Annotated in this window: 26 protein-coding genes; 8 read left to right on the forward strand and 18 right to left on the reverse strand. The window is 67.5% G+C overall.

Translation table 11 applies throughout. The features are described from left to right. Positions 1–149 precede the first annotated feature (149 nt). Complete coding sequence (locus ABZ260_RS16870) at positions 150–656, forward strand: lytic polysaccharide monooxygenase auxiliary activity family 9 protein (protein ID WP_355550980.1); 507 nt, start codon at positions 150–152, stop codon at positions 654–656. 57 nt (positions 657–713) lie between these two features. Here the strand turns inward: ABZ260_RS16870 and ABZ260_RS16875 are convergent, their stop codons facing one another. Together ABZ260_RS16875 and ABZ260_RS16880 are read right to left on the reverse strand one after the other, a co-directional pair. Next, positions 714–2,309 (reverse strand): extracellular solute-binding protein, encoded by a 1,596-nt coding sequence (locus tag ABZ260_RS16875; RefSeq protein WP_355617922.1) that lies wholly within the window; start codon positions 2,307–2,309, stop codon positions 714–716. Between the two features lie 49 nt (positions 2,310–2,358). Beyond that, positions 2,359–4,353, reverse strand: a complete 1,995-nt coding sequence (locus tag ABZ260_RS16880; protein ID WP_355617925.1) for a vWA domain-containing protein — start codon at positions 4,351–4,353, stop codon at positions 2,359–2,361. 691 nt (positions 4,354–5,044) lie between these two features. Here ABZ260_RS16880 and ABZ260_RS16885 point away from each other — a divergent pair. Further along, positions 5,045–9,046, forward strand: a complete 4,002-nt coding sequence (locus ABZ260_RS16885; protein ID WP_355617928.1) for an NB-ARC domain-containing protein — start codon at positions 5,045–5,047, stop codon at positions 9,044–9,046. Between the two features lie 35 nt (positions 9,047–9,081). Here the strand turns inward: ABZ260_RS16885 and ABZ260_RS16890 are convergent, their stop codons facing one another. Then, positions 9,082–9,483: a nuclear transport factor 2 family protein gene (locus tag ABZ260_RS16890; protein WP_355617931.1), complete on the reverse strand. Its 402-nt coding sequence runs from the start codon at positions 9,481–9,483 to the stop codon at positions 9,082–9,084. Between the two features lie 69 nt (positions 9,484–9,552). Between ABZ260_RS16890 and ABZ260_RS16895 the strand changes: the two genes are divergently transcribed. Beyond that, positions 9,553–10,047 (forward strand): MarR family transcriptional regulator, encoded by a 495-nt coding sequence (locus tag ABZ260_RS16895; RefSeq protein WP_355617934.1) that lies wholly within the window; start codon positions 9,553–9,555, stop codon positions 10,045–10,047. 236 nt (positions 10,048–10,283) lie between these two features. On the opposite strand, the gene ABZ260_RS16900 is transcribed toward ABZ260_RS16895, so the two are convergent. After that, entirely contained in the window at positions 10,284–12,005 is a 1,722-nt protein-coding gene (locus tag ABZ260_RS16900) for a serine/threonine-protein kinase (protein WP_355617937.1), read from the reverse strand. A 144-nt stretch (positions 12,006–12,149) separates the two neighbouring features. Then, on the reverse strand, positions 12,150–12,791 hold the full coding sequence (locus ABZ260_RS16905; RefSeq protein WP_355617940.1) for an ASCH domain-containing protein: 642 nt from the start codon (positions 12,789–12,791) through the stop codon (positions 12,150–12,152). On the opposite strand from ABZ260_RS16905, the gene ABZ260_RS16910 reads away from it, so the two are divergent. Both ABZ260_RS16910 and ABZ260_RS16915 read left to right on the forward strand, forming a co-directional pair. Beyond that, on the forward strand, positions 12,693–13,019 hold the full coding sequence (locus tag ABZ260_RS16910; protein ID WP_355617943.1) for a MarR family winged helix-turn-helix transcriptional regulator: 327 nt from the start codon (positions 12,693–12,695) through the stop codon (positions 13,017–13,019). The two genes, ABZ260_RS16905 and ABZ260_RS16910, sit on opposite strands and share 99 nt — an antisense overlap. Before the next feature lie 117 nt (positions 13,020–13,136). Beyond that, positions 13,137–13,628 (forward strand): hypothetical protein, encoded by a 492-nt coding sequence (locus ABZ260_RS16915; RefSeq protein WP_355617946.1) that lies wholly within the window; start codon positions 13,137–13,139, stop codon positions 13,626–13,628. A gap of 221 nt (positions 13,629–13,849) precedes the next feature. Here ABZ260_RS16915 and ABZ260_RS16920 read toward each other — a convergent pair whose 3' ends face one another. Both ABZ260_RS16920 and ABZ260_RS16925 read right to left on the reverse strand, forming a co-directional pair. After that, the gene (locus tag ABZ260_RS16920; protein WP_355617949.1) at positions 13,850–14,278 is read right to left on the reverse strand and encodes a hypothetical protein; all 429 of its coding nucleotides are present in this window, start codon (positions 14,276–14,278) and stop codon (positions 13,850–13,852) included. Positions 14,279–14,490: 212 nt separating this feature from the next. Next, on the reverse strand, positions 14,491–15,327 hold the full coding sequence (locus tag ABZ260_RS16925; RefSeq protein WP_355617952.1) for an NAD(P)H-binding protein: 837 nt from the start codon (positions 15,325–15,327) through the stop codon (positions 14,491–14,493). Positions 15,328–15,537: 210 nt separating this feature from the next. Between ABZ260_RS16925 and ABZ260_RS16930 the strand changes: the two genes are divergently transcribed. Next, a complete protein-coding gene (locus tag ABZ260_RS16930; protein ID WP_355617955.1) occupies positions 15,538–16,905 on the forward strand; it encodes a cytochrome P450 in 1,368 nt (455 codons plus the stop codon). A 24-nt stretch (positions 16,906–16,929) separates the two neighbouring features. Here the strand turns inward: ABZ260_RS16930 and ABZ260_RS16935 are convergent, their stop codons facing one another. After that, a complete protein-coding gene (locus ABZ260_RS16935) occupies positions 16,930–18,207 on the reverse strand; it encodes an MATE family efflux transporter (protein ID WP_355617958.1) in 1,278 nt (425 codons plus the stop codon). A 113-nt stretch (positions 18,208–18,320) separates the two neighbouring features. Beyond that, positions 18,321–19,325 (reverse strand): aminoglycoside phosphotransferase family protein, encoded by a 1,005-nt coding sequence (locus ABZ260_RS16940; RefSeq protein ID WP_355617961.1) that lies wholly within the window; start codon positions 19,323–19,325, stop codon positions 18,321–18,323. A gap of 291 nt (positions 19,326–19,616) precedes the next feature. Here ABZ260_RS16940 and ABZ260_RS16945 point away from each other — a divergent pair, with 291 nt between their 5' ends. Further along, positions 19,617–20,219, forward strand: coding sequence for an L-threonylcarbamoyladenylate synthase (locus ABZ260_RS16945; protein ID WP_355617990.1), 603 nt, complete (start codon positions 19,617–19,619; stop codon positions 20,217–20,219). Between the two features lie 176 nt (positions 20,220–20,395). On the opposite strand, the gene ABZ260_RS16950 is transcribed toward ABZ260_RS16945, so the two are convergent. From ABZ260_RS16950 to ABZ260_RS16975, 6 genes are all read right to left on the reverse strand, one after another. Continuing rightward, the gene (locus ABZ260_RS16950; protein WP_355617964.1) at positions 20,396–21,244 is read right to left on the reverse strand and encodes an ABC transporter permease; all 849 of its coding nucleotides are present in this window, start codon (positions 21,242–21,244) and stop codon (positions 20,396–20,398) included. Continuing rightward, on the reverse strand, positions 21,241–22,170 hold the full coding sequence (locus ABZ260_RS16955) for an ABC transporter ATP-binding protein (protein WP_355617966.1): 930 nt from the start codon (positions 22,168–22,170) through the stop codon (positions 21,241–21,243). The genes ABZ260_RS16950 and ABZ260_RS16955 overlap by 4 nt, the downstream gene beginning before the upstream one ends. 244 nt (positions 22,171–22,414) lie before the next feature. Further along, complete coding sequence (locus ABZ260_RS16960; RefSeq protein ID WP_355617969.1) at positions 22,415–22,897, reverse strand: Clp protease N-terminal domain-containing protein; 483 nt, start codon at positions 22,895–22,897, stop codon at positions 22,415–22,417. Between the two features lie 2 nt (positions 22,898–22,899). Continuing rightward, a complete protein-coding gene (locus ABZ260_RS16965) occupies positions 22,900–23,130 on the reverse strand; it encodes a hypothetical protein (RefSeq protein ID WP_350920195.1) in 231 nt (76 codons plus the stop codon). 496 nt (positions 23,131–23,626) lie between these two features. Further along, positions 23,627–23,980, reverse strand: coding sequence for a helix-turn-helix domain-containing protein (locus tag ABZ260_RS16970; RefSeq protein WP_355617973.1), 354 nt, complete (start codon positions 23,978–23,980; stop codon positions 23,627–23,629). A gap of 224 nt (positions 23,981–24,204) precedes the next feature. Further along, positions 24,205–24,504 (reverse strand): hypothetical protein, encoded by a 300-nt coding sequence (locus ABZ260_RS16975; RefSeq protein WP_355617976.1) that lies wholly within the window; start codon positions 24,502–24,504, stop codon positions 24,205–24,207. 23 nt (positions 24,505–24,527) lie between these two features. Between ABZ260_RS16975 and ABZ260_RS16980 the strand changes: the two genes are divergently transcribed. After that, entirely contained in the window at positions 24,528–25,013 is a 486-nt protein-coding gene (locus ABZ260_RS16980) for a hypothetical protein (RefSeq protein ID WP_355617978.1), read from the forward strand. Here the strand turns inward: ABZ260_RS16980 and ABZ260_RS16985 are convergent. From ABZ260_RS16985 to ABZ260_RS16995, 3 genes are all read right to left on the reverse strand, one after another. Then, positions 24,997–25,269, reverse strand: coding sequence for a hypothetical protein (locus tag ABZ260_RS16985; protein ID WP_355617981.1), 273 nt, complete (start codon positions 25,267–25,269; stop codon positions 24,997–24,999). The genes ABZ260_RS16980 and ABZ260_RS16985 overlap by 17 nt on opposite strands. Continuing rightward, positions 25,266–25,430, reverse strand: coding sequence for a hypothetical protein (locus ABZ260_RS16990; RefSeq protein ID WP_355617984.1), 165 nt, complete (start codon positions 25,428–25,430; stop codon positions 25,266–25,268). Before ABZ260_RS16990 ends, ABZ260_RS16985 begins: the two co-directional genes overlap by 4 nt. Before the next feature lie 47 nt (positions 25,431–25,477). Further along, positions 25,478–26,215, reverse strand: a 738-nt coding sequence (locus tag ABZ260_RS16995) for a zinc-binding dehydrogenase (RefSeq protein WP_355617987.1), incomplete at its 5' end; no start/stop codon positions are given.

Here is a 26,215-nt window from a genome sequence, read left to right on the forward strand (position 1 = left end):
CTGGCCGGTGAGACCAGTGGCACCTGGGCGGTCGAGGTGCTCGGCGGCACCGTCACCGTCACCCTTTTCGGATATTCGCTGACTCGAATATTTACTGTTAGGAAAGTTTCCTTTATATTCAAGTCACCCCCCCAGCGAAGGAGCAGTACATGCGCAGAACGGTCACCTTCCTCGCGACGGCGATCATCGCCATCGCCGCCACCGTGTTCATCGCCTCACCGGCCAGCGCGCACGGCTACATCTCGTCGCCGCCGAGCCGTCAGGCCATGTGCGCCCAGGGCCGCGTCTCCAACTGCGGCGACATCATCTACGAGCCGCAGAGCGTGGAGGGCCCCAAGGGCCTGCGAAACTGCCACGGAAACGTCGGTCGGTTCTCCCAGCTCAGCGACGAGAGCAAGGGCTGGCCGGCCACGAGTGTCGGCAACTCGGTCACCTTCAACTGGGTGCTGACCGCCCGCCACGCCACCAGCACCTGGGAGTACTACATCGGCAACACCCGGATCGCGGTCTTCAATGACGGCGGCAGGCAGCCCGGCGCCACGGTCTCGCACAACGTGAGCCTGGGCGGCAGGACAGGCCGCCTGAAGGTTCTCGCGGTCTGGAACATCGCCGACACCGCCAACGCCTTCTACTCCTGCGTCGACCTGCAGCGCTGACCTATCCGACCCGTTCCCGCTCCCTCCGCGCCCCGGTGGGGGCGGGGGCGGTTCCCGTCATCCTGGCCGCCGCTCGGGTTTCCCGCAGTGAGCGAGCGACCCGGCGGCGCCCTCTGGCGCCCTACCCCGCCGGGCGGCGCGCAGGGCGTCGGCGAACCGGGCGAGGTCCAGTTCCCTGGCGGGCAGGTCACCGTTGACCACCGCGCGGGCGCACCCGCGGAACACCTCACTGAAAGCGGAGTAGTAGGAGTACTGCGGGCGTGATTCGGCCTTGCACAGAGCCTGGTGGATCTTCCCGGCCAGTTCCTGGAGCATGGGAGCGGTGATCTCAGGGTCCTCGCCGGGAGGGCCTGCGGCGGCGATGGCCGCCCCCGTCGAGGGATTCGCTCCCGTCCCCGGCGTGCAGTCCGTTCTCCCGGAGAAGCCCGTTTCCGTCCCGGGGGAAACCGAGAGCTGGTCACAGGTACGCGGGTCACGCCGGTATTCCTCGTAGACGGATTCGAGCACCGGCGGGTAGCCGCTGCAGGCGAACAGCCGCGCCTGGGCCTGGTGGCCGGTCAGGAAGTCGATGAGCATCCGTGCTTTCTCCGGATTGTCGGAGCGAGCGGAGATCGCCAGGTTGAAACCACCGAGGATGCCGGCGCCGGGCAGTGCGGCCATGCCGAAGCGCAGACGCCGGTGGCCGTCGTACATCGAGCGGTCTGTGGCCAGGCGGTGAAACGCGAACGGCCAGTTGCGCATGTAGGCCGCCTCCTCGTCGCGGAACGCCTGGAGGCTGCTCTCCTCCGCGGAGTCCTTCGGGCCTCGTGCGAGGAAACCGTCCCTGAAGGCGTTGAAGGTGTCCTGCTTGGAGAAGTTCTCCGCCCCGCGTGCCAGGGTGCCGTTCTCCAGCAGGGCCCGCCAGCGCGCGAGCGCCTCGCGCGTCCGCTCGCCGTTGACTCCCTCGTCCAGCACGATCCGGTCACCGTCGGTGACCCTTCCACCCGCGGACAGGACCGCCTCCAGCAGGTTGACGGTGCCCCCCTCGTAGTCGCCGAGCTGCACGGCGTACCCGCCGTTCGCGGCGGCGTACTTCCAGAGCTGCTCCGTCATGGTGGGCACGGGCAGGCCGCGGCGATGGAACAGCAGGGGCACGTCGGTGACGAAGGGCACCGCGTACTGGACTCCGTCCACCTGGCCCGTCTTCAGGACGTTGTCCACGAAGAGGCCCGCCTTCTGTGGATCGAGAGGGTACGGAAGGAGATAGCCGCTCCGGGCGAATTCGGCGGTCCAGGCCACGTCCACCGAGAGCACGTCGTAGGCGCAGCTCCCCAGCCGGGCACGGCCCGCCATCTCGGCCCGCTCCTCGTCCGTACGCTCGGCCACCTCGACCAGGGTGACCTGGGTGGTGTGCGTGCGGTTCCACTCCTCGATCAGGTCGCGGCGGAAGCTGCCGGCGGTGATGTCGGCGCCGGTCGCCACGGTGAGCCGGTCAGGCCCTCCGCAGTCGGCGGGGAAGGCGGGCTTCCCGGTGAGGAGCGAGGGATCCCCCGCGGTGAGGGAGATGAGCACCGAGGCCAGCACCAGCCCCGCCACCACCCCGGCACCGCCCCAGCGACGCTGGCCGGGGTTCAACCTGCCGAGCAGGGCGCGCGGGCGTCGCGTCAGGCTCATCGAATCTCCTTGGCTGTGGAGATCCCGGGCTCCGGCCCTGGGAGGGAGGTCAACGGCGGTCCTTTCCACGCAGGCTGGAGATCAGGTGTCTCAGCGCCTGCCGCATGTCGGCTCCCGCCTCCACACACTCGCGGTACTTCCCCGCACGCGGGGGAGAGCGATCACAGCCGTTGTCGCCGAGGGCCAGCACATAGAGGGCGTTGACATTGGACGCGCGGGCGAGCGTCCCGCCGACGCCCTTCCCCCGTCGCTCGTTGTCGAAGACGCCCCCGTCGGTCACGACGACGAGGGCACGCCCAGGAGATCCGGCCCGCCGGTTCAGGTTCATGATCATGTCTGATATCGGGGCGTCGGAGCCCTCCGCCCTGGTACCGGCGACGCTCCTGGTCAGTTCGTCGAACTCGGCACGGCCCGCCGCCGGCTGGAGCTCCCTGACCCGGGTCCTGCGGCCGACCGTGGAGAAGGCGCTCAGCGCGAGGTCGTCACGAGGGGTGATCAGCGGTTTGATGTCGGGAAAGGTCTCACGCAGGCGTACCAGCAGGGAGCGGGGCGGTGCGGTCATCGAGCCGGACACGTCGAGGGCGATCTCGGCGTCGAGCCGGGGCAGGAGACCGAAGAACCGGCTCTGGGCCTCTCGCAGTGCCGCGGGGGAGCGCACGACCGCTCTCTCAGCGGAGCGCTCACCGAAGAGCGGGTTGGCGGCCAGCCACGAGCGAAGAAGGCCGAGCACGCTCGTGCGCTCCGCACTCCGCTCGTCCGGCCAGCTGATCGTGACGAACGGGTAGTCCAGCCCGGAGAGCCCGGGAGAGAAGAACTCCTTGAGCTTGGCCATCCCGCTCGGCGCCCCCTCGGGGCAGTGGGGGTCGTTGAACCGCCCGTCGTTGTAGTCCGTCAGGCTGTGAAACGGGATCACCAGGGCGGGGCTCCGGTTGAGCTCCTCGCCGCCGGTCCCGCGGCTCGCGGTCCTGAACCGGCAGAGCAGCGAGCTGACGCTCTCGGCGACGATGTCGCGCTGCTCCCGATCCACGACGTCGCCCAGGGGCATGAGGTCGGAGACCGCGACGAGCCCGGCGGTGGAGAGCTCGGGCTGCGGGTAGCTCACCGGCATGCCGAATTTCGATCGGACCACCTTCCACAGGACCGGGAGGCTGTGGCTGCCCGGCCGCCCCGCCGGCAGTTCCTTCCTGACCTTCTCGGCACGCCCGCTGATCATGCCGACCACCAGTCGGTCGGACGCGACCGACGGGCCGATGTCGAGGGTGGCGCCGCCCGCTCCCACGTCCTCGGCGACGAGCCTGGCCTCGCCGGTGCTGGTGGCGACCCAGGCGTCGGCCCGGGGACCGTACAGCCGGCGAAACGGCTCGTCACCCTCCTGGCGCGCGTCGTCGCGGTACCAGTTGTCGCCGAAGGCGTAGGCCAGTTCCCCGACCGAGGGCGCCACCCCCACCGAGATCGTGTACGGTGCGCAGCCGTCCACCAGCCTGCCCTGGACGAACAGGGCGATGCTCTCGCGCAGGGCGGTCACGTTCTCCGGGGCGGTGACGACGCGTAACTCCAGCGGCCGCTCGCAGTCGGGGGGCCAGAGCCGGTGGCTAAGCCACGTTCCGCCCTGGACGACCCCCCACGGGACCGTTACGGCCGCGGCGCCGAGGAGGACACCGATGTAGCCGGCCGACAACTTGAGCACGAACCCCTCCAGCCGCCGGTGCCTCCGCCCTGGCATGCCCGGTGCGGGCCTTCCTGCCGCGCGACGGCGCGCGACGGCCCGTCCGGCCGGTTCGAGCCATCGGCGCAGCAGGCGGGCGAACCTTCCCAGCGTCAGCAGGGCGGCCACGGCCAGGCCGATCACCGCGCAGACGAGCAGGGCGAGACCCGTGCCGAGTGCCCGCACCCCGTCCGTCAGCACCGCGAACAGGGTGGTGACGCCGCCGGTGACCAGGGCGGTCGCGGCGATCTCCTTGAGCTTCGCCGGGAGGCCGCCGGGCGGGCCGGCGTCCGGGTCCCGCGAGCCGTCGGCGGGTGAGGAGGGGGAGGGGCCGGACATGGAGATCACTACCTGTTCGACGATGTGAACGACGGGCTCTCAGACGGCCGTACTTCGAACGGGGCACTTCGGGCGGCGAGGTTCCAGGCGATGGATTTTTACGTGACAGGATTTTGACGGGGTTTCGAGGGCGGCGCCTTGGCGTGAGATGAGCGGGGAGCGGCCTTTCCCGGCTCGGCTCTGGCCGCGTCAGATCCTAATCCGTCGGCCCGTCGAATGCGATGGATATCTTGATTTCACTGTCTTTTTTATCGACACTAAACATCGATTCGGACACGAGCCTCTATGTTCGCCTTATGGCTGCATTTAGTGACAGGGGAAGCGTTTGCGGCACACCGCCGTTCGCGGCCTGGTCGTGCGCGGAGGCTCCCCGCAGGCGGCCCTGGCCGCTGACGGCCACGGCGGACCCGGTCGGCGGCTCGAAAGGGATGGCCGAGGGTGATCGCGGCACCACGGAAAAGGACCTCCATTGAATGTGAATCGGAATGGTCGGTGTCGATGCCGTGGACATAGCAGCGCAAAGCGTGCAACATGGCTTTCTGTGCACGCGTTAATTACCCGAACCTCGGTGATTCAACTCGGCGGCAATGGGGAACAGATATCGTGCGTTCAGGGTTCCCAGCGCCCGTCTGGGCAGGGGTCGGCACTGTCGAGGTGATCGTTGGCTCGTCGCACAAAAAAATTCGCCGATATGGCCACGGCGCTTCTGGTAGTTGTTGGAATCCTGGTCGGGCTGCCGATTGGAATGGTCGGAGAATATTTTCCGGAAACGATGGCCGAGAACCGGATCACCTGGGTCGCGATTTTCGGGTTGACCGCCTTCCTCACCGTCCTGCTGACCCGGCTGACGCCGGAACTGATGAAGTCGCGCGCTCATGGCGGGCTCTTCCGGGTGCCCGAGAGAAAGGCGGGGTGGGTCCGCAGAACCGAGCTGAACGACGTGGTCTCCACTCTGACGATGAGAGGCTCGGGAACGGTCGGCCTGACCACCGGCATCGCCGGGGCGGGCGGTTTCGGTAAGACGTCCCTGGCCGTGGAGGCGTGCCACAGCGGTGAGGTGAGGAAGCGGTTCAAGGGCGGTGTCATCTGGATCACGGTGGGCCGCGACCGCACAGGTGTCGACATAGCGGCGCTGGCCAACGACGTCACGGAGGCCGTGACGGGCACCCGGCCGGAGTTCTCCAGCCCGGAGCAGGCCGGCCACCGGATGGCCGAGATCCTGGCGGAGCGGGGCCAGACGCTGCTGGTGGTCGACGACGTGTGGAGCCTGTCACAGCTGAGACCCTTCCTGGCCGCGGCGGTGCGGTCCCGGGTGCTGGTGACGACCCGCCTGCCCAGAGCCCTTCCCCCGAACGCGATCGCGATGATCGTCGACGAGATGGCGCCGCGGGTGGCCGTCCAGTTGCTGAGCCGTGGGCTACCGCCGATGAACCCCGGCGTCGTCAACAGCCTGATGGGCCTGACGGGAAGATGGCCGCTGCTACTGGACCTCGTCAACGCGCGCCTGCGTGACGAGCACGGTGGCGGGGTGAACGCCGATGTCGCCGCCCGCCGGGCGGCCGAGCGGCTCGGCCGGGCCGGACCCGCCACCCTGGACGTCACCATTCCCCGCCAGCGGGAGACCGCGGTGCGCGTGACGGTCGAGCACAGCCTCGAAGCTCTCGGCGTGTTCGACCGTGCCCGCTTCCTTGAGCTGGGCGTCTTCCCGCAGGACGCCGACATACCGGTCGGCACCGTCGGGCTTCTCTGGCGCGCCACCGCCGGACTCACCTCCGAGCAGACCGAGCGCCTCTGCGCGAGGCTGCACGACCTGTCACTGATCGGCAGGCACGAGACGGAGGGAACGGTGCCGTCGATCATGATCCACGACGTCATCCGTGCACACCTCCGCTCGGAGTACGGGCTGGGGAGAGAGCGCGTCGAGGCGGCCAACCGCGACTTCCTCGACGAGGCCCGCAAACTGATCCCCGACGACGACCTCGCGGCGGACGCCGAATGGTGGAGACTGCCCAGGGAGGTGCCCTATCTCTGGGACCATCTGCTGTTCCACCTCGCCGAGGGGAGAAGGCATCGGGAGCTGGAGTCGCTCCTGCACGACGTGCGATGGTTCGTCACCCGGATACGAGCCTTCGGGGTGGCCGCGGCGGAGTCGGATCTGATGCTGTCGACCTCCCGCTCCGTCGCCGGGGTCCGGCAGCTGATCGCCCGGAGCGCACACCTGCTCACCCCCTTCGAATCGGATGCCGTCTCCACCGCGAACCTGCTGGCCCGCCTGTACGCGTTCCCGCCGATGCGGGCGTCGATCGAGCGCTACAGCCAGGAGACCGAGACCCCCTTCCTGAGAGCCCGCTGGCCGCTGCCCGACATCGGCGCCACCTGCCTGCTGGGAACGCTGACCTCGACGACGAAACGGCTGAAGGACGTTTCGATCACACCGGACGGATCGAGATTCGTCGTCCACGGTCGCGACGGTGTGCAGATATGGAAGGCCGACGGCACTACCCGGACAACGCTGGCCACTCATCGGAAGCCGGTTCACGAGGTCGCCGCCGCGCCGGACGGTTCGTGGCTGGTGACCCGTTCCGGACGCCGGAGAGTGCAGCTCTGGGGGATCGACGGCACCCAGAGAGCGATCCTGGAGAACGGCGTCGGCAGGCTTGCCGGGATGGTGGCCGCGCCGGACGCCTCGTGGCTGGCGACTCTCTCCGTGCGGGGAAGGGTCGCCCTGTGGAACCCCGAAGGAAGCAGGCGCGCCGTACTGAAGAGCGGGATCGGCAGGCTTGCCGGGATGGTGGCCGCGCCGGACGCCTCGTGGCTGGCCACCTTCTCCGTGCGGGGAAGGGTCGCCCTGTGGAGCCCCGAAGGAAGGAAGCGCCTGACCCTCAGGAGCCCGGTCAGGGTGAGGACCAAGCCGCGAACCCTGAGGGACACCCTGCTGATGCGCGGCTGGAACCAGGAGAACGAGAAGGTCTCCGGCCGGAACAGGCCGATACGCGAGGTCTCCAAGATGGCCGTCTCGCCGGACGGCGGCTGGCTGGCGACCCTCTCCGGAGACGGGAGCGTGCGCCTGTGGGGAGTCGACGGCGACGAGCGAGCCGTCCTGACGGGACACACCGGAGCGGCGCCCGGGATCCGCATCGCCCCTGACGGCAGCTGGCTGGCCACCTGGACGTCCACCGGCTCGGTCCGGCTGTGGGAGTCCGACGGCAGGCAGCGGGCCGTCCTGTCCGGGCATGCCGGGGTGGTGCGTCAGGTGGTGATCGCCCCGGATGGCAGCTGGCTGGCGACCCTTTCCGAGGATCGGAGCGTGCGGCTGTGGGAGTCCGACGGCAGGCAGCGGGCCGTCCTGTCCGGGCATGCCGGGGTGGTGCGTCAGGTGGTGATCGCCCCGGACGGCAGCTGGCTGGCGACCCTCTCCGGGGAGCAGAGCGTGCGGCTGTGGGAGTCCGACGGCAGCGAACGGGCAGCTCTGTCCGGGCATGCCGGGGTGGTGCGTCAGGTGGTGATCGCTCCTGACAGCAGCTGGCTGGCCGCCTGCTCGCAGGACGGGGAGATCCGGATCTGGCAGTCGGAGCGCTCCGGGCGGCAGAGCCGCAGGGGCCGGACCGGGATGGTGCGCAAGGTGACCGTCTCCCCCGAGGGGAACTGGATCGCCACACACTCCGGCGACGGCTCGGTGAAGCTCTGGAACGAGGACAGGATAGAAGGAGCGACCCTCACCGTTCCCATCGAGACCGATCACTACGGCGCGATCTCGCCGGACAAGACGTGGCTGGCCGTCTGGTCCGGTGATCACGTGATCCGGATACGCGGAGCCGGTGGCCGCAGGAGGGCCATTCCGACGGGGCACACCGGACGCGTGCGGGGAGTGGTGATCGCCCCCGACAGCACCTGGCTGGCGACCTGGTCGGCCGACCGGACCGTACGGCTCTGGGGCGCGGGCGGCAGCAGGAGGGCGGTGCTGGCCGGTCACACCGGGCCGGTGCGCGAGGTGGTGATCGCCCCCGACAGCACCTGGCTGGCCACCTGCTCGGAAGACGGCACCGCGCGTATCTGGTGGGCCGACGGCACCGAGCGGGCAGTACTGGTCGCGAACATCCGGGCGACCGCTCACATCCTCATCTCACCGGACGGCGCCTGGCTCGCCACCCTGTCCATCTACGGGAGAATCCAGCTCTGGAAACCGGACGGCAGCAGGTACGCCACCCTGAAAAGCAGGGTGGAGGCCATAGGCGAGATCACCGTCGCCCCCAACGGCAGGTGGTTCGCCATCGTCTCGGTCAACGGGACGGCGGGCCTGTGGGGAGCCGACGGAAAGGCGCGGGCCTCGCTCAAGGGATGCCCGGGAGCGGCCCGGCAGGTGGCGATCGCCCCCGACGGCACCTGGCTGGCCGCCTGCTTCGAGGACGGCACCGCGCGCGTCTGGTCGGCCGGCGGCAGGGATCGGGCGACGCTGCCCGCGAACTCGGGAAAGATTCGTGGCGTGGCCATCTCCCCGGACAGCAACCTGCTCGCCACCTGCTCGGACGACGGAACCATCCGGCTGTGGGACAGGTACGGCGAGTCGGCGGGCGCCGGAGCCAGGGTCGAGGCGGGTCTCAACTGCCTGGCCTGGTTCCCCAACGGCTTCGGTCTGGCCGCCGGGGGAGACCAGGGCCTGTACGGCTTCGACCTCTACCCGCCCCCAGCCTGAACCAGGCCTGGAGGATCTGAGAATCGCGGGACAGGTCACTCGCCCCAGAATGCGTCGACCTCGTACTGGTCCCGGCTGTGCAGCCACGACTCGGCGATCTTGCCGTCGCGCATCGTGATGACGTGGGCCAGGTTGTTCTCCAGCGGAACCGAGCGGCCGGGCCTGGTCGCCGTGTACGTGGCGAGCGCGACGGCCGCCTCGTCGTCGGCCAGCACCCGGTGGACGTCGAGCCGCAGCGTTCCCTGGCTGAGCGTGGCCGCCTTGACCACGAAGCCGATCACGGCCTCCCGGCCCTCGTAGGTGCCGGTGTTCGTGCTCCGGCCGGGGACGTGGAGCACCGAGTCGTCGGTCAGGAGCGCCGTCGCGGCGTCCAGGTCCCCCTTGCCGAGCGCCTCGTAGAAGTCCTTCACGGTCTGGGTGTTGCGCTGAGCGGACATGTGATCCTCCTTCATTTGTTTCGACATGGAAATAGTTGCACGGGGCTGTTTCGATGTCAAAATAAGCGAGTGACCGATCCCGACCTCCCCGTACGCCAGATGATCGAGGAATGGGCCGCCAGGCGGCCCGATATCGACCCCCGCCCCATGGCCCTCTTCGGCCGGTTGACCAGAGCGGACGCGCTGGCCAACGCCGCCATCGCGGCGGCCCTGCGGCCGCACGGGCTCAACAGGGGCGAGTTCGACGTGCTCGCGACGCTGTACCGGGGCGGAGAGGAGTTGTCGGCGGGCGCACTGGCCGGGGCCCTGCTCCTCTCACCGGCCGCCACCACCAACCGCCTCGACCGGCTGCAGGCGGCCGGGCTGCTGACCCGCTCCCCCGACCCGGCCGACGGCCGCAGCGTCCGCGTACGGTTGACCGACGCGGGCCGCGACCTGCTCGAACGGAGCGTCGAGGACCATCTTCAAGGGCTGGGAACGCTCCTCGGCGGGCTCTCGGACGACGAGCGCGAGCGGCTTTCCGATCTCCTCGCCCGGCTCCTGGAGAGCATGGCGGCGTCCTGAGAGCGCGTTGGAGATGGGCGGTCAGGTTCGGTTGAGTGGTGGGCTGGTTGCTCGCGCCGGGCCACGCCGGTTACCCACATCCTGAGATGTTCTTCGCCAAGGTACGCGACCACTGCGCCCTCTCGGAGTCGGTCGAGGAGCAGCCTGGTCAGCGTGCTCGAAGCTAGCAGCCCAGTCCGGCCACCCGCCGTTTGGCGGGCAGCGGGACAGGCTCGACGATTGGGGTGCTCATGTGTCTACTGCGACATTGTGGGTTCCGGGGTTGCGGAGGGGCTCGGTTTCCCCTTCTTGCCCGACTTCGCCGCGGACCTCGTCAGTTCCTGGATCTTCCTCAGGCCTGCGTCGACACTGGCAACGGGGATGCCGTCGCGGACCTGGCCTTGCTGTAACGCACCAAGAACCGAAATCGACATGGCACTGCTGTGGGCGACGCTGAAGAACTCGATGGGGCCCAGGCTGGTGTTCACGCCCTGAAAAAGCACGATCTCTTCACCTCGAGCCCCTACGAAGTACTGAGCATCGAGCCATTGGTTCAAGAAGTACCAGCCCAGGCCGCCGCTGACGAGGACGAGGGCGAGGATTGAGATCAGCGCCCGCCGCAGCAGACGCCGTGGCCGCCCCGGAGGGTGGGTCTGATCTGGAGGAGCTTGTTCTGGGGGTGCAGCCTGCCCGGGGAATCCGTCCGGCGTCGCACCACTCCCCGAAAATCGACCCCAATTCACCGATGGCAGATCGGAAACCAGGCGGTCTCGACTGAACGGCTTGGTAGCGGGCCCCTTGGCAATGGGGCGATCTGTTGGAGAGGTGGAACCGAATTGAGGACCAGATCCGCTCTCCTGGTGAGGAAGTGAATCGGCTGCCGAGCTCTTGGAAGGGGTGATTTCCTCAGCCGGTCGACCATCATCAACAGCACTCCTGGATGAAATCCGATCTCGTCGGAGCGCGTCGATGTCAGGCTGGTTGGGCAGAGAGGTCTCATTTCCGGGAACAGCTTTACCTTTATCGGGTTTCGGCATTATGTCAGCCATCGATGTGACATGAGGACTGGCATCAGTACTTGCCTGTCGGGCCTCCGTGGCGATCATTGGCGAAGGTGAGTCAACTGGCCGGCTTTGGATATTGGATTGGGAGGAAAGATCGAAAGGTCGACTGCCATGAGCGTGGGTCAGGTGACCGAGTAGATGGTCAATCGTTGGTCGTGCGCCAGACTGTTTGTTCAGGCACGCTGCGAGCAGGGGGCCGAGGTTGTCGGGCACGCCGGTCAGGTCGGGGGCGCGGGTCAGGACAGCAACGATTACCACCTGTAATGTGGCTCCAGCGAAGGCCAGGTGTCCAGTGGCCGCGTACACCATGGTGGCGGCCCAGCTGAACACATCTGATGCCGGGCTGGCGATGTTATCGTTAATGTGTTCGGGCGCCATATATGGGAAGGTGCCGATCGGTGGCCCCGAGTACGAGGCCGTTTGATCGGTGAGGCGGGCGATGCCGAAGTCGATGATCACCGGGCCTCCGGGGCCAAGGATCACGTTTTGCGGCTTGAAGTCGCGGTGGATGATCTCCGCTCGGTGGATGGCGTTCAGCGCGGTTAACGTGGTGACGGCAAGCCGCTCAAGGTCACTACCGGTCAACGGGCCATTGCTGTTGACGGCTTCCTTCAAGGATTGGCCGGCGATGTATTCGCTGATGATATAGGGCGAGTGGTTGACGACGCCCGCATCGAGGACCTTGGCGGTACAGAAGGGCGCGACCCTGCGGGCGGCTTCGGCTTCAGCCAGAAAGCGTTTGTGTGCCTTGGGGTCCTTGGTGGGGCGCAACATCTTGACGGCGACGCGGGCGCCGAGTGGGGTCTCGCCGAGGTAAACCGCTCCTTGACCCCCCTCGCCTAGTTTGCCGATCAGTCGGTAGTTCCCGATCTGTTGGGGATCCCCTATATCGAGCGGCGGAATGGTACGTGGCACTGCCCACCTCTTCACAGACCTCGACGATCGTGATGCGAATTATGGCTATAAGACCGTCTCTGTAGGGCTTGATCCTGCTCAGGTCGCGATGCTCTACCACATAGGTGGTATGCCGAACGGACATGCATCAGCATGATGACCATGTCAAAGACAGTCTGGCAAGGGAGCTGATCCTTGCAGATCTCCACTCGAGTCTCCGCTGAACCTGGGACGATTCACCAGGCCCGTTGGACCTGGATGGTCAGGACGCCCAGGCGTTCCTTTTCGGGTAGGTAGATGCTTCGGATCACGGTCAGGAACTCGTCGCGGGACTCGCCGAGGTGGCCCGACGGCGTGCGGGTCCTCGTGGTCGAGCATCTCCTCGAACGACGCGTATTCGGTGACCTGTTTCACCTCGGTCGGCAGTTTCTCATCGCCGCAGACGAACATGAGGCTCTGCCCCGGCCGGATCTTCCGCATGTCGGCGTAGCCGACCCGGACCTCGACCGTCTTCACACCGGAGGCGATCAGGTCGAAGTACGGCTTGCGAAGCCGCAGTCGATCGGGGTGGTGCGGGAGACTTGGAAGGTGACAATCGAGAACGCCCGTCCAGGTCCGCCGGAGACCAGCCCCTCCATCGTGCTGCTCACGCTGGCGCACCGGATCGAGTCCGAGCTCGGCGCCGCCCTCGCGCCGCTCGGACTGACGGTGAGCAGGTTCGGCCTGCTCGGACACATCACCGGCGTGCCCGGCGCATCGTTCAGCGACTTGGCGCGAATGTCCGGAATCACCGTTCAGAGCGTTCATGCGGCGGTGAAGGCGCTGTCCGGGGCCGGGCTCGTTCGTGACAACACCGCTCGCGCCGGGTCCGCTTCGGCCATCGAGATCACGCCCGAGGGTGCGCGTCTCATGCGGGAGGCGATGAAGGCCGTGGCCGGGGTGGACGAGCGGCTGTTCGGCCCGGACGCCGACCCGATTCAGCGTCAGATCGCCGACGCCGCACGCGCCGCGTTCGAAGGGCGTTCCCGGCTCTGATCCGACGTGCGAGACGCCCCGGACAGCAGGGGTGCCATTCCTTTGCCGTCACCTTCAGGGAGTCTGAAGCATCTGCTAAGCTTCAGGCTCCCTGAAGGCTGTGGAGAGGAGAAGCTCGTGGAAGGTGTGCTGCTGTCGGTCCATGTACTCGCCAGCATTGTGTTCGTCGGAGGCTCGGCCGTCGCGACAAGCCTGTTCTCCCGCTATGCCCCGGTCGCCGCGAGTGTCGCGGTGAGCCCGGCCGTCGCGGGCGCGTCTGTCGACCCGCGGCCGGAAACCTCGGGAGACCGCAACCGGGCCGTGGCTGTCGCGCTGCACCGCATCACCCGCGGCTACGGCGTTTTCGGCATCGTCGTGCCCGTCGTGGGAATCGCTCTGGCCGTCACCCAGGGCCGGATGGGCGAGATTTGGATAAATATCTCCATGGTCCTCACCGCCGCCGCCGGTGGTCTGCTCGCCCTGCGAATCTGTCCGGAGCAACGCGAGGCCCTCGCCAACCCCGACGACGGCAAGCGGTTGCGCACCCTGAGCATGCTCGCCGGAATCTACAACCTGCTGTGGGCGATCGTCGTGGTCCTCATGATCGTCCGCCCGGGAGCCCAGACGTGACCACCGTAAGCGGCTCGGCGACGCGTGACGGCTCGTCTGCGCGGTGACATCACCGATCAAGAAGTGCGGGCGTGAGGTGGTGCCTTCCGGGTGGCTTTTGCCCTGGGGAGAGAATCTCCGATGGAAGCGGGATCGGCGGCAGACGGACATGGTCGCCGGGAATCACGCCGCTTCGGGGCGCGTACCCGCCGGCGGCCTGAACTCCGCTGCCAGGGGGGTGATCATTCCGCGATACGGGGGATGATCTCCGCGGCTATCCTCTTCGCTCCTTCGAGGGTGCCACCGAGCAGGGCCGTGCCGCCACTGTTGTTCAGGTTGGTGCTGATCAGCATCACCACGCCGTGGGCGTACACACAGAGGTCTCCCTTGCCGGGAACCCAGACCGCCTGGTCGGCGACACCCTCCAGGTCCTGGGAGTCGGCCGTTCTGATGTTGTCGCAGAATTCCTCGTTCCTCTCCACCCCGGCGCTTGTCAGCGGAGTGCGCATGAGAACAAGGGCATACAGCGTGCTTTTGCTGTTCTTGTAGTTGCACTGCGTGGTGACGTATGAGATTCCCTGCAGGGGATCGGCGGTCGGCGCGGCAGAGGGCTCGTCCTCTATGGTGGTGCCCTCGCCGAAGACCTTCTGAGCGGCGTCCCAGTCGAGCACCTGGCACGCTCTCAGCGCCTGTTCACGCGGGCCCGGACCACATCCCGCGACGAGAGCGGCGACCACCACCAGCGCCGGTAAGAGGATCTGATGTCTCCGCCGGCTCATATTGATCATGACTAAGAACGTAGGCGCGGCCGGCGAGCCGTGCAAGGGCTCATTGGCCAGGGGCGCGCGGGAACTCCCGGCCCAGCGTGGTGGTCTATTCGGTCCTAGCGGAAGGCGGCGCCATTCTCCGAAGCCCACTGCTGGAACGATCTGGCCGGGGAGCCGGTGATCCTCGGTACCGTGTCGCGCACCTTCAGCAGCTCATCATTGATGTCTCCGCCCATCAGGTCGAGCACCGCGTCGGCGGTCTGGTCTCCCATGAAGGAGGCCATCTGCAGATGGGCCTCCTGCCGGCTGATCTCGACGAAGGCCACCTCCCGCCCCACCGCCGCGGCGATGGCCTCGATCTGTCGCCGGGGTGTGATCCGTTCCGGACCGGTCAGTGCATACGTCCTTCCCTGGTGGCCGGGTTTGGTCAGTGCCACCCGGGCCACCGCGGCGATGTCCGCGGGATGGATGGTGGGCAGGCCGATGTCCGCGTAGGGCACTCGAACCGTCCCATGCTCGCGGATCGACTGCGCCCACCACAGGGCGTTCGAGGCGAACTGTGTCGGCCGCAGGATCGTCCAGGCCATGCCGCTGTCCCTGAGCAACTGCTCGACGGCCAGATTCTCGGCGGTGGCGGGCAGGTGCGGGTGGGTCTGGACCGTGATGGACGACACGAGCACCACGTGTTCCACGCCTGCTTGCCGGGCGGCCGTGAGGACGTCGGCCTCCGCGCCCAGGCCCCGCAGCAGGAACAACGAACGCACCCCGTCCAGCGCGGGCTTCAGTGAGTCCGGCTGAGCGAGATCACCCTCAACGGCTTCGACCCCCGAAGGGAATGAGACCCGTGCCGCGTCACGGGTCAGACCTCGCAAGCGTGTGAAACCGGACGTGTGTAGTTGCCTCAGCAGAGCGCTTCCGATGTTTCCGGTTGCGCCGGTTACGAGGATCATCATCGTTTCCCTGTCGTCAGTCGGTGGTCATGGCTACGGCACGTTAGAGCCTCAACCGAACTTCAGGTCAAGGACGTGCGTGGTGAGCTGGGGCTTTCGGCGGAGGCAATGCCGTGGCGGGGCCTGGTCGTCGTGTACGACCACGGTGGCTCCCTTCTTGATGGTGAGGTAAGCCGCACATACCCTCATGTCGAGCGAACGGATGCGTGACGCATGGCAAAGATGTTCGACACCGCGCTGCGCATGGACGCGGCGGGACCCGGGGGAATTCCCCTCCTCAACAACCTCCGCTTCCTCCGACACCCCGCCTGGTACGCCTTCGACCGCATCGCCCCGGCCTTCCCCGGCCCGGTGGTGCCGTTGAGCCGGGGCAACGGGTCGATCGTCCTGCTCAGGGGCGAGGAGGCCGTCAGGCGGTACTTCACCGACAACGACACCTTCCACCGGTTGAGCGACGGCCTGTTCACGCTGCCCGAGGGGCGGCCGTGGTCGCGGATGTTCGACGCCGTCATCACGTTCAACGGCGAGCGCCACCGGCGGTCCCGCAGGCTGCTGATGCCGATCGTGCACAGGACCGCCATGGAGCACTACCGGAAGGTCTTCGCCGGCACCTTCAAGCAGTCCCGGTTCGCGTCGGCGGACCGCGAGCCGTTCGACATGGTCGCCGAGTTCCTCCGCATCACCCGGGCCAACCTGCTCACCTGCCTGCTCGGGCTCGAACCGGACGCCAAGAACGTCGCCCTCGCGCAGTCCGTCAGCGACCTGTTGCAGGCCACCCTGAACCCGATGGTCTTCATGCACCAGAAGGATCGCGACTGGACGCCCTACGGCCGGTGGGTGCGGCGGGTCGCCGGGGTGTACGACGGGTTCGAGACGATCATCGAGCGTAAGCGGGCCGAGGAGCCCCAGCCGGACGCGCTGTCCATCCTGTGCCACACGACCGATGAGGACGGCGACTCACTCACCACGCCGGAGATCGCGGGGGAGTTGCACGGGTTGTTCGCCGCCGGGTTCGAGACGACCGCGATGTCGATGACGTGGGCCATGCTCACCATCCTCGGCACGCCGGAGCTCACGGTCTCCGACGATGAGACGCTGGACACCGTCGTCAAGGAGTCCCAGCGGCTCATCCCGACCGTTCCGCTCTCGCTACCCCGGCGGGTCATGCGCGAGGTGGAGATCGACGGCTCGCCGCCGATCCCGCGGGGCGCGCTGGCGTTCGCCGCGCCGTTGCTGGAGCATCGCGATCCTGCGGCGTTCCCGGACCCGGACGTCTTCCGGCCGTCGCGGTGGGCCGACTCCCGGCCCTCACCGTACGAGTTCCTGCCGTTCGGCGTGGGCCAGCGCCGCTGCCTGGGCGCGTCCTTCGCCGACCTGCAGATCCGGACGACCCTCGGCATGGCGCTGGAGTACGGTACGCCGGAACTGCTCACCACCGAGGTCGACTATCGCATCAAGTCCGGCGCCACCGCGTGCCCGAAGAAGCCGATCATGATCGGGGTAGGCCGGGACGGCTCCTCCGTCCGGCGGTGCGTCACCGGCAGCGTCACCAGACTCTGGAGCCGGCTTCCGCCGCCGTGAGCGCGGTGGGGCGATTCGAGATCATTAGCAGGGCTGGACATGCTCACCGTGTGCTCCGCGTGATTTTCCCAGGCGGCGCAGGATCAACATCGCGGCTCCCGCGACGACGATCTCGGCCACCGGGAAGCTGATCCACAACCACAGGGTTCCGAAGAGGCTGAAGGCGAGCAGCAACGGCACCCGGACCGCCACGATCGACCCGACCGAGATCACGTAGGACGGTCGCGCCCGCCCCAGCGCCTGGAAGTACGCCGACATGAGCGTCGCCACCCCTGCGAGGGGATAGCCGAGCGCGATGATTCGCAGGGCATGGGTCGCCGCTTCCCGGACCGCTGGATCGTCGGTGAACACCGCCGTCAACGGCGCGGCGGCCACCAGGAGGACGAGACAGGCCACCGTTCCGTAGACCGCTGTCGCGCGAAGGGCGAGTGTTCTCGTGCGGCCGACGCGAGCGGCCAGGGCGCGGCCCGCGTTGTATCCGATCAGCGGCTGCATCCCCTGTGAGATGCCGAGCTGGGGCATCAGGACGAACGTGCCGATCCGGCTGCAGATGGCGTAGGCGCTCATCAGCACCGGGCCGCCGAGCGTCACCAGCAGGTTGTTGACGAGCGCCACGACCAGGGTGTTGCCGAAGCCTCCGAGAAAGGACGGTGCTCCCACGGCTACCAGCAGGCGCAACGTGGGGCCGTGCGGGCGCAGATCGGCGCGGGTGACGCGGTAGGGGCGGTCGCGCTGGACGAAGAAGAACCACAGGCTCATACCCATGGAAACCGCCTGGCCGCCCACCGTTCCCAGCGCAGCGCCGCGAACCCCCAGGCCGAAGCCGAAGATCAGCAGCGGATCGAGCACGATCTGACAGGCCACCGGAGCCACCCAGAGCGCGGTCGAGAAGCGCATCCGTCCCTCGGCTCGCACCAGGCTGGAGAAGCCGGTCGCCGTGATCGCACCTGCCAGAATGATCAGGGCGTAGTCGCGCGCGTAGCCGTGAGTCTCGTCCGTGGCGCCCAGCAGGGTGAGGAGCGGGTCGACCAGCAGCACTCCCAGCACACCGATGATCACGGCCGTCGTCCAGTAGACGAGGAACGCGTTGCCGGTCGCCCGAGCGGCTTGCCGGAGGTCGCCGGCGCCGAGGCTGCGGGAGACCAGCGACGCGCCGCCGATCCCGACCGTGGTCGCCACCGCCCCGAGGATCAACAGGATGGGCGTCACGATGTTCACGGCCGCGAACGCGATCGCCCCCACGCCGCGGGAGACGAACCAGGCGTTCGTCAGCGCGTAGATGCCGTAGGTCGCGACCGACACGGTCGCCTGGGAAGCGGAGTCCCAGAGCAGCGGCCCAACCGGTCGCGTACCGAGGGCCGTGGTCCGGTCCCCGCGGTCACCGCGTGGACTCGACGGGAGAATCCCCGCCGGAGTCACCGCCGGTGGCCGAAGGTTTCCATGATCTGCGCCAGTTTCGTCCGCGCGAAGTCGTACTGCGAGGAATCCGTGTGCCCGCGGTAGACGGTCTCGATGACCATGATCAACAGAAGGTGAAGGTTGTACAGGCGGCGCCGCGTTCTTTCAGCCGGAGTGAACGGCTCCCTGCCGTAGCCCCGCATGAAGCTCTCCACGTCACTCGACATGCCGTCTGTCTCGGTGGCGACGAATCCGGCCTCCATGATCGGATCGCCGTACAGCGCACGCTCATGGTCGAGGATGCTCACCAGGGCGCCGTCGCGCACCATGACGTTGGAATCCCAGAGGTCCCACTCGACGAACGTCGGCTCGGTCACCTCGTCGAGGCAGTCCGCGTGCTCGGCCACGAGCCGGCGGATGACGTCGTAGTCCCAGCCGATGTCGACGTTGTGTCGCTCTCCGTCGCGCAGGACGTCCTCGACGATGCCGGTGAAGACCTGCCGCCAGGTGGCCCCGCTCGCCGTGTCGTCCAGCAACGGCCCGAAATGATCGCCCTTGATCTGGTTGAGGGCATGGTTCGCCGCACCGAGTGCCTCCTGGCAGGCGCCGTATACCTCGGGGGACAACCGGTCCTTGATGATGCCGAGATTGTCGGCGTCGACGAACTCCATGAAGAAGTAGTCGGCGTCGCACAGCTCGTGGCTCTCGTCGTAGAAATGAACGGCGGGCACCGGTACGGAGGTACGCTCACGGACCATCGTCAGCGCGTGCACCTCGGTGCGCATCATGTTCCGCTCGTACGTCATCACCTCGACGTCGGCAGGCGGCGCGATCTTGAGCACCACTGGCCGGCCGTCTCGCAGACGGATCCGGTAGGCCACGTTGAACCAGCCGTGGCCCAACTCCTCGACCCAGTCCTCACCCTCGGGCACCTGGGCATCTCCGAAGGCACGCGCGACCATGGCACGCAAGCCGTCGATCGACTGCCGGTTCTTGGTGACGCTGTCGGTCACGGCTTTCATGAAGATTCTCCGAGGTCGCGTTGGGGGGTGATCCGCTCGTCCATTCTCCAGCCTCCGCACGGTGTTCCACGGGCCGCCCGAGCGGATCTTCGCGGCGTGCGGCGCCGCGGCCTGGCCGAGTCGATGAACGGACTCTCGTAAGGCGACGGGACGGCCGGTTGAACGCCGACCGGACGCCGCGTTGAAGGGGAGGACGATGACCTTCGGTTCACTCGGCACCTGCGGGCCGCCCGCATGTCGTGTGGCGGAGTGTCCGCTTCTAAACTTCAAGGTGTGACGAAGTACTTTGATATGCACCCGGACGATCCGCAGCCTCGGTTGATCCGCCAGGTGGTCGAGCTTTTGCGCGCGGACGGGCTGATCGCGTACCCGACGGACTCGTGCTACGCGCTGGGGTGCCGGCTGGGCAACAAGGAGGGCATCGACCGGATCAGGGAGATCCGCCACCTGGGCAGTGATCATCACTTCACCCTGGTCTGCAGAGACTTCGGCCAGTTCGGCCAGTTCGTACATGTGAGCAATGCGCTGTTCCGCTCGGTCAAGGCGGCGACCCCCGGCGGATACACGTTCATCCTGCCCGCGACCAAGGATGTGCCGCGGCGGCTGCTGCACCCCCGGAAGAAGACGGTCGGCGTCCGGATTCCCGACCACGCCATCACGCAGGCGCTGCTGGCCGAACTCGGCGAACCGTTGCTGTCGAGCACCCTGCTGCTGCCCGATGAGACCGAGCCTCCGACGCAGGGCTGGGAGATCAAGGAGAGGCTCGACCATGCGGTGGACGCCGTCATCGACTCCGGCGAGTGCGGCGCCACCCCGACGACGGTCGTCGACCTTTCGCAGGGCGAGCCCGAGATCCTCCGCCGGGGCACCGGAGACCCCTCCCTCTTCGAGTAAGGCTTCGCGACAGGTCCGGTACGTCTTCCCGATCACGCCGGATCTTCCGCATGCCGGCACGGCCGACCCGGACCTCGACCGTCTTGGCACCAGAGGCGAGAAAATCGCGAAGTGGAACTTTGGCTAGCGCATGAAATATCACGTGCCCATCGCGGCCGTACTGGGGGCGTAGCTCCTTACCCGATCCGCTGCAGGGCCTTCTCGCGGCGCTCGGCCACGCTGGAGCCCGACTCCCGGCGCGCCATCCGGCGCAGCACGATCGGCGCCGCGATCAGGCCGAGCACTGCCCAGGCCCCCAGCATCCCGACGGTTTCCAGATGCCGCCAGGATTCGCCGATCTCGACGGCGACCGCGCCATCGGGCAGCAGGGCCGAACGCATGCCGAGACCGAGCCAGTAGATCGGGAACGTCTGGGCGATCCATTGCACCCACTCCGGCAGCACCGTGATCGGGTAGAAGATTCCGGAAATCGCGATCATGCCGAGTATCGGCAGCGTGAGCAATCCCTGGCTGCGTACGCTGACGAACACCGATCCCAGGACCGCGCCGATCGGCAGGGTTGCCACCAGCCCCAGCGTCAGCACCCAGCTCAGGGTCAGCCAGGAGCCCGGGTCGCTGATCGCAAGGCCGGAAATGATGAACATGCCGGGAATCAGAAAGATCGCAAGGTCGACGACCAGGCCGCCGGACACCGAGATGATCTTGCCGAGCAGGTAGCCCACCATTCCGTTCGGTGTCGCCTTGGCACGCAGCAGGGTCCCGTCCTCCCGGTCGGCGGTGAGCTGCTGGCTCATGCTGACCATGGACATCGCGGCGTTCATGCCGAGGATGCTCGGCAAGGCCAGGATGCCGAGGGAGAATCCGCTCTGCCCGAAGGACACGTCTCGCAGGAAGAACACGGCGATCAACATCAACACGGGCCAGAAGAAGTGGTTGAACAGATCCCCGCCGTTGGTGAGCGACTGCCGCAGCTCGATCAGACCGCGGGACCAGCCCGCACGCCACGCCATCGCGGTCGGATTCATCGGGCCACCTCTTCCGCCTTGCTCGTTTCCGCTGCTTCGTTCGTGCCGGATTCGGCCTGGTGCACCAGGGAGAGATAGGTGTCCTCCAGCGAGGCCCGGCGGACCTCGAGGTTCTCGATCGTCTCGCCGTGCTGCTTGAACAAGTCGAAAACCAGCCGGGTCGACTCGGTGGTCGACTGCCGGAAGCTCTGCCCGTCACGAGTCCAGCGCACCTCGTCCTCGCCGGCGATCTGCCGTGCGAGTTCCGCCGCTGTACCGTCCGCGATGATCCGCCCCCCGACGAGGACCAGGATGCGGTCGGCGAGTTTCTCGGCTTCGCTCAGATCGTGGGTGGTGAGCAGGATCGTGGTCTCGCCCTCGTCGGCCAGGCCTTCGATGAGTTCGTGGAAACCACGCCGGGCCACCGGGTCGAGCCCAGCGGTGGGCTCGTCGAGGAACACCAGTTCGGGACGGCCCACGAGGCCGATCGCCACATCCAGCCGGCGCCGCTGCCCGCCGGAGAGCATCCTGGCCTTCTTGTCCGCCTGCTCGGTCAGGCCGACCGCCGCGACGAGTCGATCCACCTCCCACGGCCGTTTGACCAACTCGGTGGAGTAGGCGGCGTAATACGAACCGAGATGCTCCAGCAGTTCACGGACCCGCCATTTGCCATGGTCACGCCAGGACTGCAGGACGATCCCGACCTTCGCTCGCCATCGCTCGTCGCCGTGTGCCGGATCGGTGCCGAGCACCTCGACCCGGCCTGCCGAGCGCATCCGGAAACCCTCCATGATCTCGATCGCGGTGGTCTTTCCCGCGCCGTTCGGCCCGAGCAGGCACAGCACTTCTCCTTGCTGCGCCTGGAAGTTCACGTCATGCAGGACGTCGGTCGTGCCGTAGCGCATGCGCAGGCCGTCGACATCGAGCACGACTTCGCTCGTCGTCATCGTCTCGCCTTTCCTGTGGTTCACGCCTCGCGTTGCGGGCGCCTGAGAGGGGGGGAGGGCCCGGGAGGGTTCTCACGAAACCTTGCCGGGGCGGGTTTCCGCTGTCAGGCTCGGCGCGGCTGGACCCGGCCGAGCGCGCGACGCATCGCGGCCCGCGTTCGAGGGACTCGCCGCGCATCGCTGTGCGGGCGGCCATTACGGGCCTGCTCTCGGGGAATGGAACGACCTCAGCCGCGTCTGTCGGTCATTCGCCCGCGTCGGTGAGCGTCCGCAGGACGCGCGCTTTCAGATCGGCTTGGTCGATACCTGCCAGGGCGAGCGCGCGCGGCACGGTGCCGACCTCGGCTTGCAGGATCCCAAGCAGCAGATGCGCCGGCTGTAGATCTTTTTTGCGGGCAACGGATGCGAAGCCTCGTTCGAGCGCGAGTTTGACCGACGCCCCCAGTTGCGACGGACGTTGGGGGGCGCTGCTCGGCTGCGGGAGGTCGAAGGCGGCACGAGAGACTCCGGCCGCGCTCAGGCTGTGCTCGAACTCCCGGTTCAGCGCGTCGCGGATCGCTCGATGATGGAGCCCGACCGAGGTCAGCACCTGATGTGTGGTGGTTTCCCGCTCGGCGGCGATCGCCAGCAGGAGATGGTGTGCCTCGATCGTCGCCGATCCGTCGGTGTGGGCTTCGTGTGCCCCCTGGTCGATGATCGTGTTGATGTAGTGGTCGATTGCGGCCATCGTCAGCGCCTCCTCAGCGTGACGCCGGCGGCGATGAGCCGCTTGGCGTGTTTCTTGTGGACCGCTTGGCGCGTCACGCCGAGCGCCTCGGCGACCTGCGGCCAGCTCCAGCCCGCTCGCATGGCCTGCTCGACGGCGGCGTCCTCTATCTGGTCAGCCAGGCGTCTCAACGCCGCCACGGCCGCCAGCGCGTCAGCGGGCTCCTCGGAAGGGGGAATCTCATCACCGGGCATGCAAGCAACTCTAGTTGACTAATCTCGGATTAGTCAACACAGGTTGCTTAACGTGGGTGATCGCAAGCATCCAGAGGTCCCGACGGTTTCGGGGAAGTGAAGTTGCCCCGGTTGTGTGGACAGTTCGGGGCTTGGGGTGAAAGTCCGCCCGCTTCACCGATTCACACGACCGAAACCCGTTGCGGGTCGCGAGTGGTGTCCAGAACGCCGCCGACGGAAGGGCTGCCGATAGGGCTTGCCCGCCAAAGCGGAACAAGCTCACTCTCGGCTGGATGCCAGAATACGATCAAGCGCCGTCCGGCCCGCGAGTCCCCATGTTGGCCGGCCACCGGGGAGGCCCCGTTCCCAGGCCTGGCCGATGCCGACGTCTCCGCCGTCCGGGGGTGGCTTGGCGGGCCAGACGGGCTCGCCCGAGCCGCGCCGTCGCGCGGCCGGGCCGGGGGAGGGGGTGGTTTCTTGGAGTTCTTTCTTTACTCCCGTAGGGAGCGCGCTCGTCTCACCAAGGCTCGGCTTCCCGAGAGCCGAGGTGACCTGGAGGTCGGTGTCGGGGCGGTCGTGCTGGGGGGGGGTCGTAGACGTCCACCACGGTGCGCATCTTCCCGGCCTCGTCGCGGAAGCGCCTGCGGATCAGGTAGCCGTGGGCGGTCAGCTCGCGCATGGCCCTGGCGATGGCCTGCTGGCCCTCGGGGTTCTCGGCGGCGAGGGTCTTGATGTCCTGGTGGGTGCTGTCGGAGAAGGACATCAGGTAGGCGAGCAGGCCGCGGGCGAGGAGGGAAAGCCGCCGGTTTTTGAGAAAACCGTTGGGCAGGATGGTGAAATTGGCCTTGGGGTTGCTACGGTGGATACGCATGCGGAATGTTGCTCCGGGTGCCGTGTCCCGGGGGTGTTGGAGCACCCGCCGGGGCTTTTAATGTTTCGAGGGGAACCATAGCCCGCCCGATGACTTGGCGGGCCGTAATACCCACTTACGTTGCGTGACAATCCCCGGCTCTCAAGCTTCTTCGTCTCTGGCCCTTGCTGATGTCCGAAAAAGCTTGTTGCATACCATTCGTGAGTTATGTTGCGAGACAAGAGCTAAATGATGAATGGTCGAACAGTCTGTACATGGAATATTTCGTCACCTTTACTGGAAGGTTTGTCTGAAATATTCTTCTTTATCGGGGATTTTCGGATGAACATGTGAGGCCGCGTGCGCCGGCCCGCGCGGCGGGCGGCAGGCACTTCAAAGCGGCCGTCCGCCTGATCTTTGGCAGGACGGATCTTCAAGGGGAGGGCGTCCAGACTGTTCGGTGCCGTCGCCGATATCGCCATCGTCGGTGACGGCACCGATGTCCGGATCGGATTCAGGGGAGAAGCGCCGGAAAGGGCGGCCATGTACCGGATGATCTAATGATCGCATGCGACAGCATTCCAGCCGGGACGTCCCGACGATCTATCCGGTCGGTGTGGTCATCGCGCTTCTTTTCGCCCTCATGGCGTGCACGAACTCATCCGCTCCCAAGGTCACGATAACCGGAACGGATCCGCTGATAATCGTCCAGCGCTTCACCGGGGCGCACGAGGCGCTGCTCTCCGGGACCTTGACTTATGAGGCCGGGAGTAAGTGCCTGAGAATCGGCCCCGCCGGTGGAGGGGGCCAATCGGCAACGCCCGTGTGGCCGTCGGATACGCGTCCCGTGCTCATCGGCGGTAAAAGGGGAGTGGACGTTCCGGATGTCGGCACAATTCTGGAGGGCGACGGCGTCAAGGCCAAGGGCGGTGGCTCGACCTGGCGTAAGAACCCGCCCTCCGGTGTGGCCATCCCCGACAACTGCCTTCCCCCCGGGCCGGACGGGACGGTGATGATCATCAGTGAGGTCATCGCCGTCACCCGGTCGGGCTGACCGGGTGACGGCGCGAGCCTGTGCATGCTCCCGCCGTCTCGGGCGACCACCATTGCCGGCGTCCAGGCGGCTCAGCCAGGCCATGCCGACGAGGGTGAGGACAATCCCGGCGGGTCAGCGCGGGGATCTGCAGGGCGACGGCGAAGTCGACCGCGGTCATCGGCAGGAACGCCAGGCCGCCCCGCAGCGGGTCGAAGCCCAGGACACCTTGGAGGAACCGGGTGGTGAAGTAGAAGAACCCGATCGTCGTGCTCATGTAGAGCATCCGGGCCAGGTGGGCGCCGGCCCGTTCCCGGCCCGCTCCGCGTCCAGCAGGATCATGAAACAGCCGGCCAGGATCGCGGCCGGGCGCGTCGCGGGCGCAGGATCGGTGGCGGTGGCCGACCGGGCGGCCAGGGCAGGAGGTGAGGAAGTCATCACAGTTCCTTTGGGGGATGGGGCCCGGCCGGACCCGGCGCGGCCGCCTACGGGCGGACCAGGACCTTGAGGGCCTCGCGCCGGTCCATGGCGCGGTATCCGTCGGGAGCCTGCTCCAGACCGACGGTGCGGTCGAAGACCTTGCCGGGCTGGACGGTGCCCTCCAGGACACCCGGCATCAGTTCCTCGATGTAGGCGCGGACCGGGGCCGGGCCACCGGTCAGGGTGATGTTCGGGCCGAACAGGCTGGCGAACCCGACCGGCGCGTCGTCGTACTGCGGCACCCCGACCCGGGAGATCACCCCGCCGGGCCGGACCACGCCAACGGCCTGCTCGTAGGCGGGCATGTGGCCGACCGCCTCCAGCACCTTGGCCGCGCCGTGCCCGCCAGTCAGCTCCCGGACCTTCGCGATCCCTTCATCCCCGCGTTCGGCGACCACGTCGGTGGCGCCGAACTCCCTGCCCAGGTCGGTTCGGTCCTTGTGCCGGCCCATCAACACGATCTGCTCGGCGCCCAGCTGCCGGGCCGACAGCACCGCCAGCAGGCCGACCGCGCCGTCGCCGATCACCACGACCGAGTCACCCGGGCCGACGTTCGCGCTCTTGGCGGCGTGGTAGCCCGTCCCGTACACATCGGACAGGGTCAGCAGGCCCGGCAGGAGCTCGGAGTCCTCGCCGACGGGCGCCTTGCGCTCAGTGCGGGGGCACCGGCGTTCCTGCCGTGCCTGGGGCCCTCGTCCAGCAGGCCGGCGAACTCCCGCTGGGCGGACCGGCAGTCGGGGACC

Origin of the sequence: Streptosporangium sp. NPDC006013, from assembly GCF_040614275.1 — a bacterium.
GTDB lineage: Bacteria > Actinomycetota > Actinomycetes > Streptosporangiales > Streptosporangiaceae > Streptosporangium.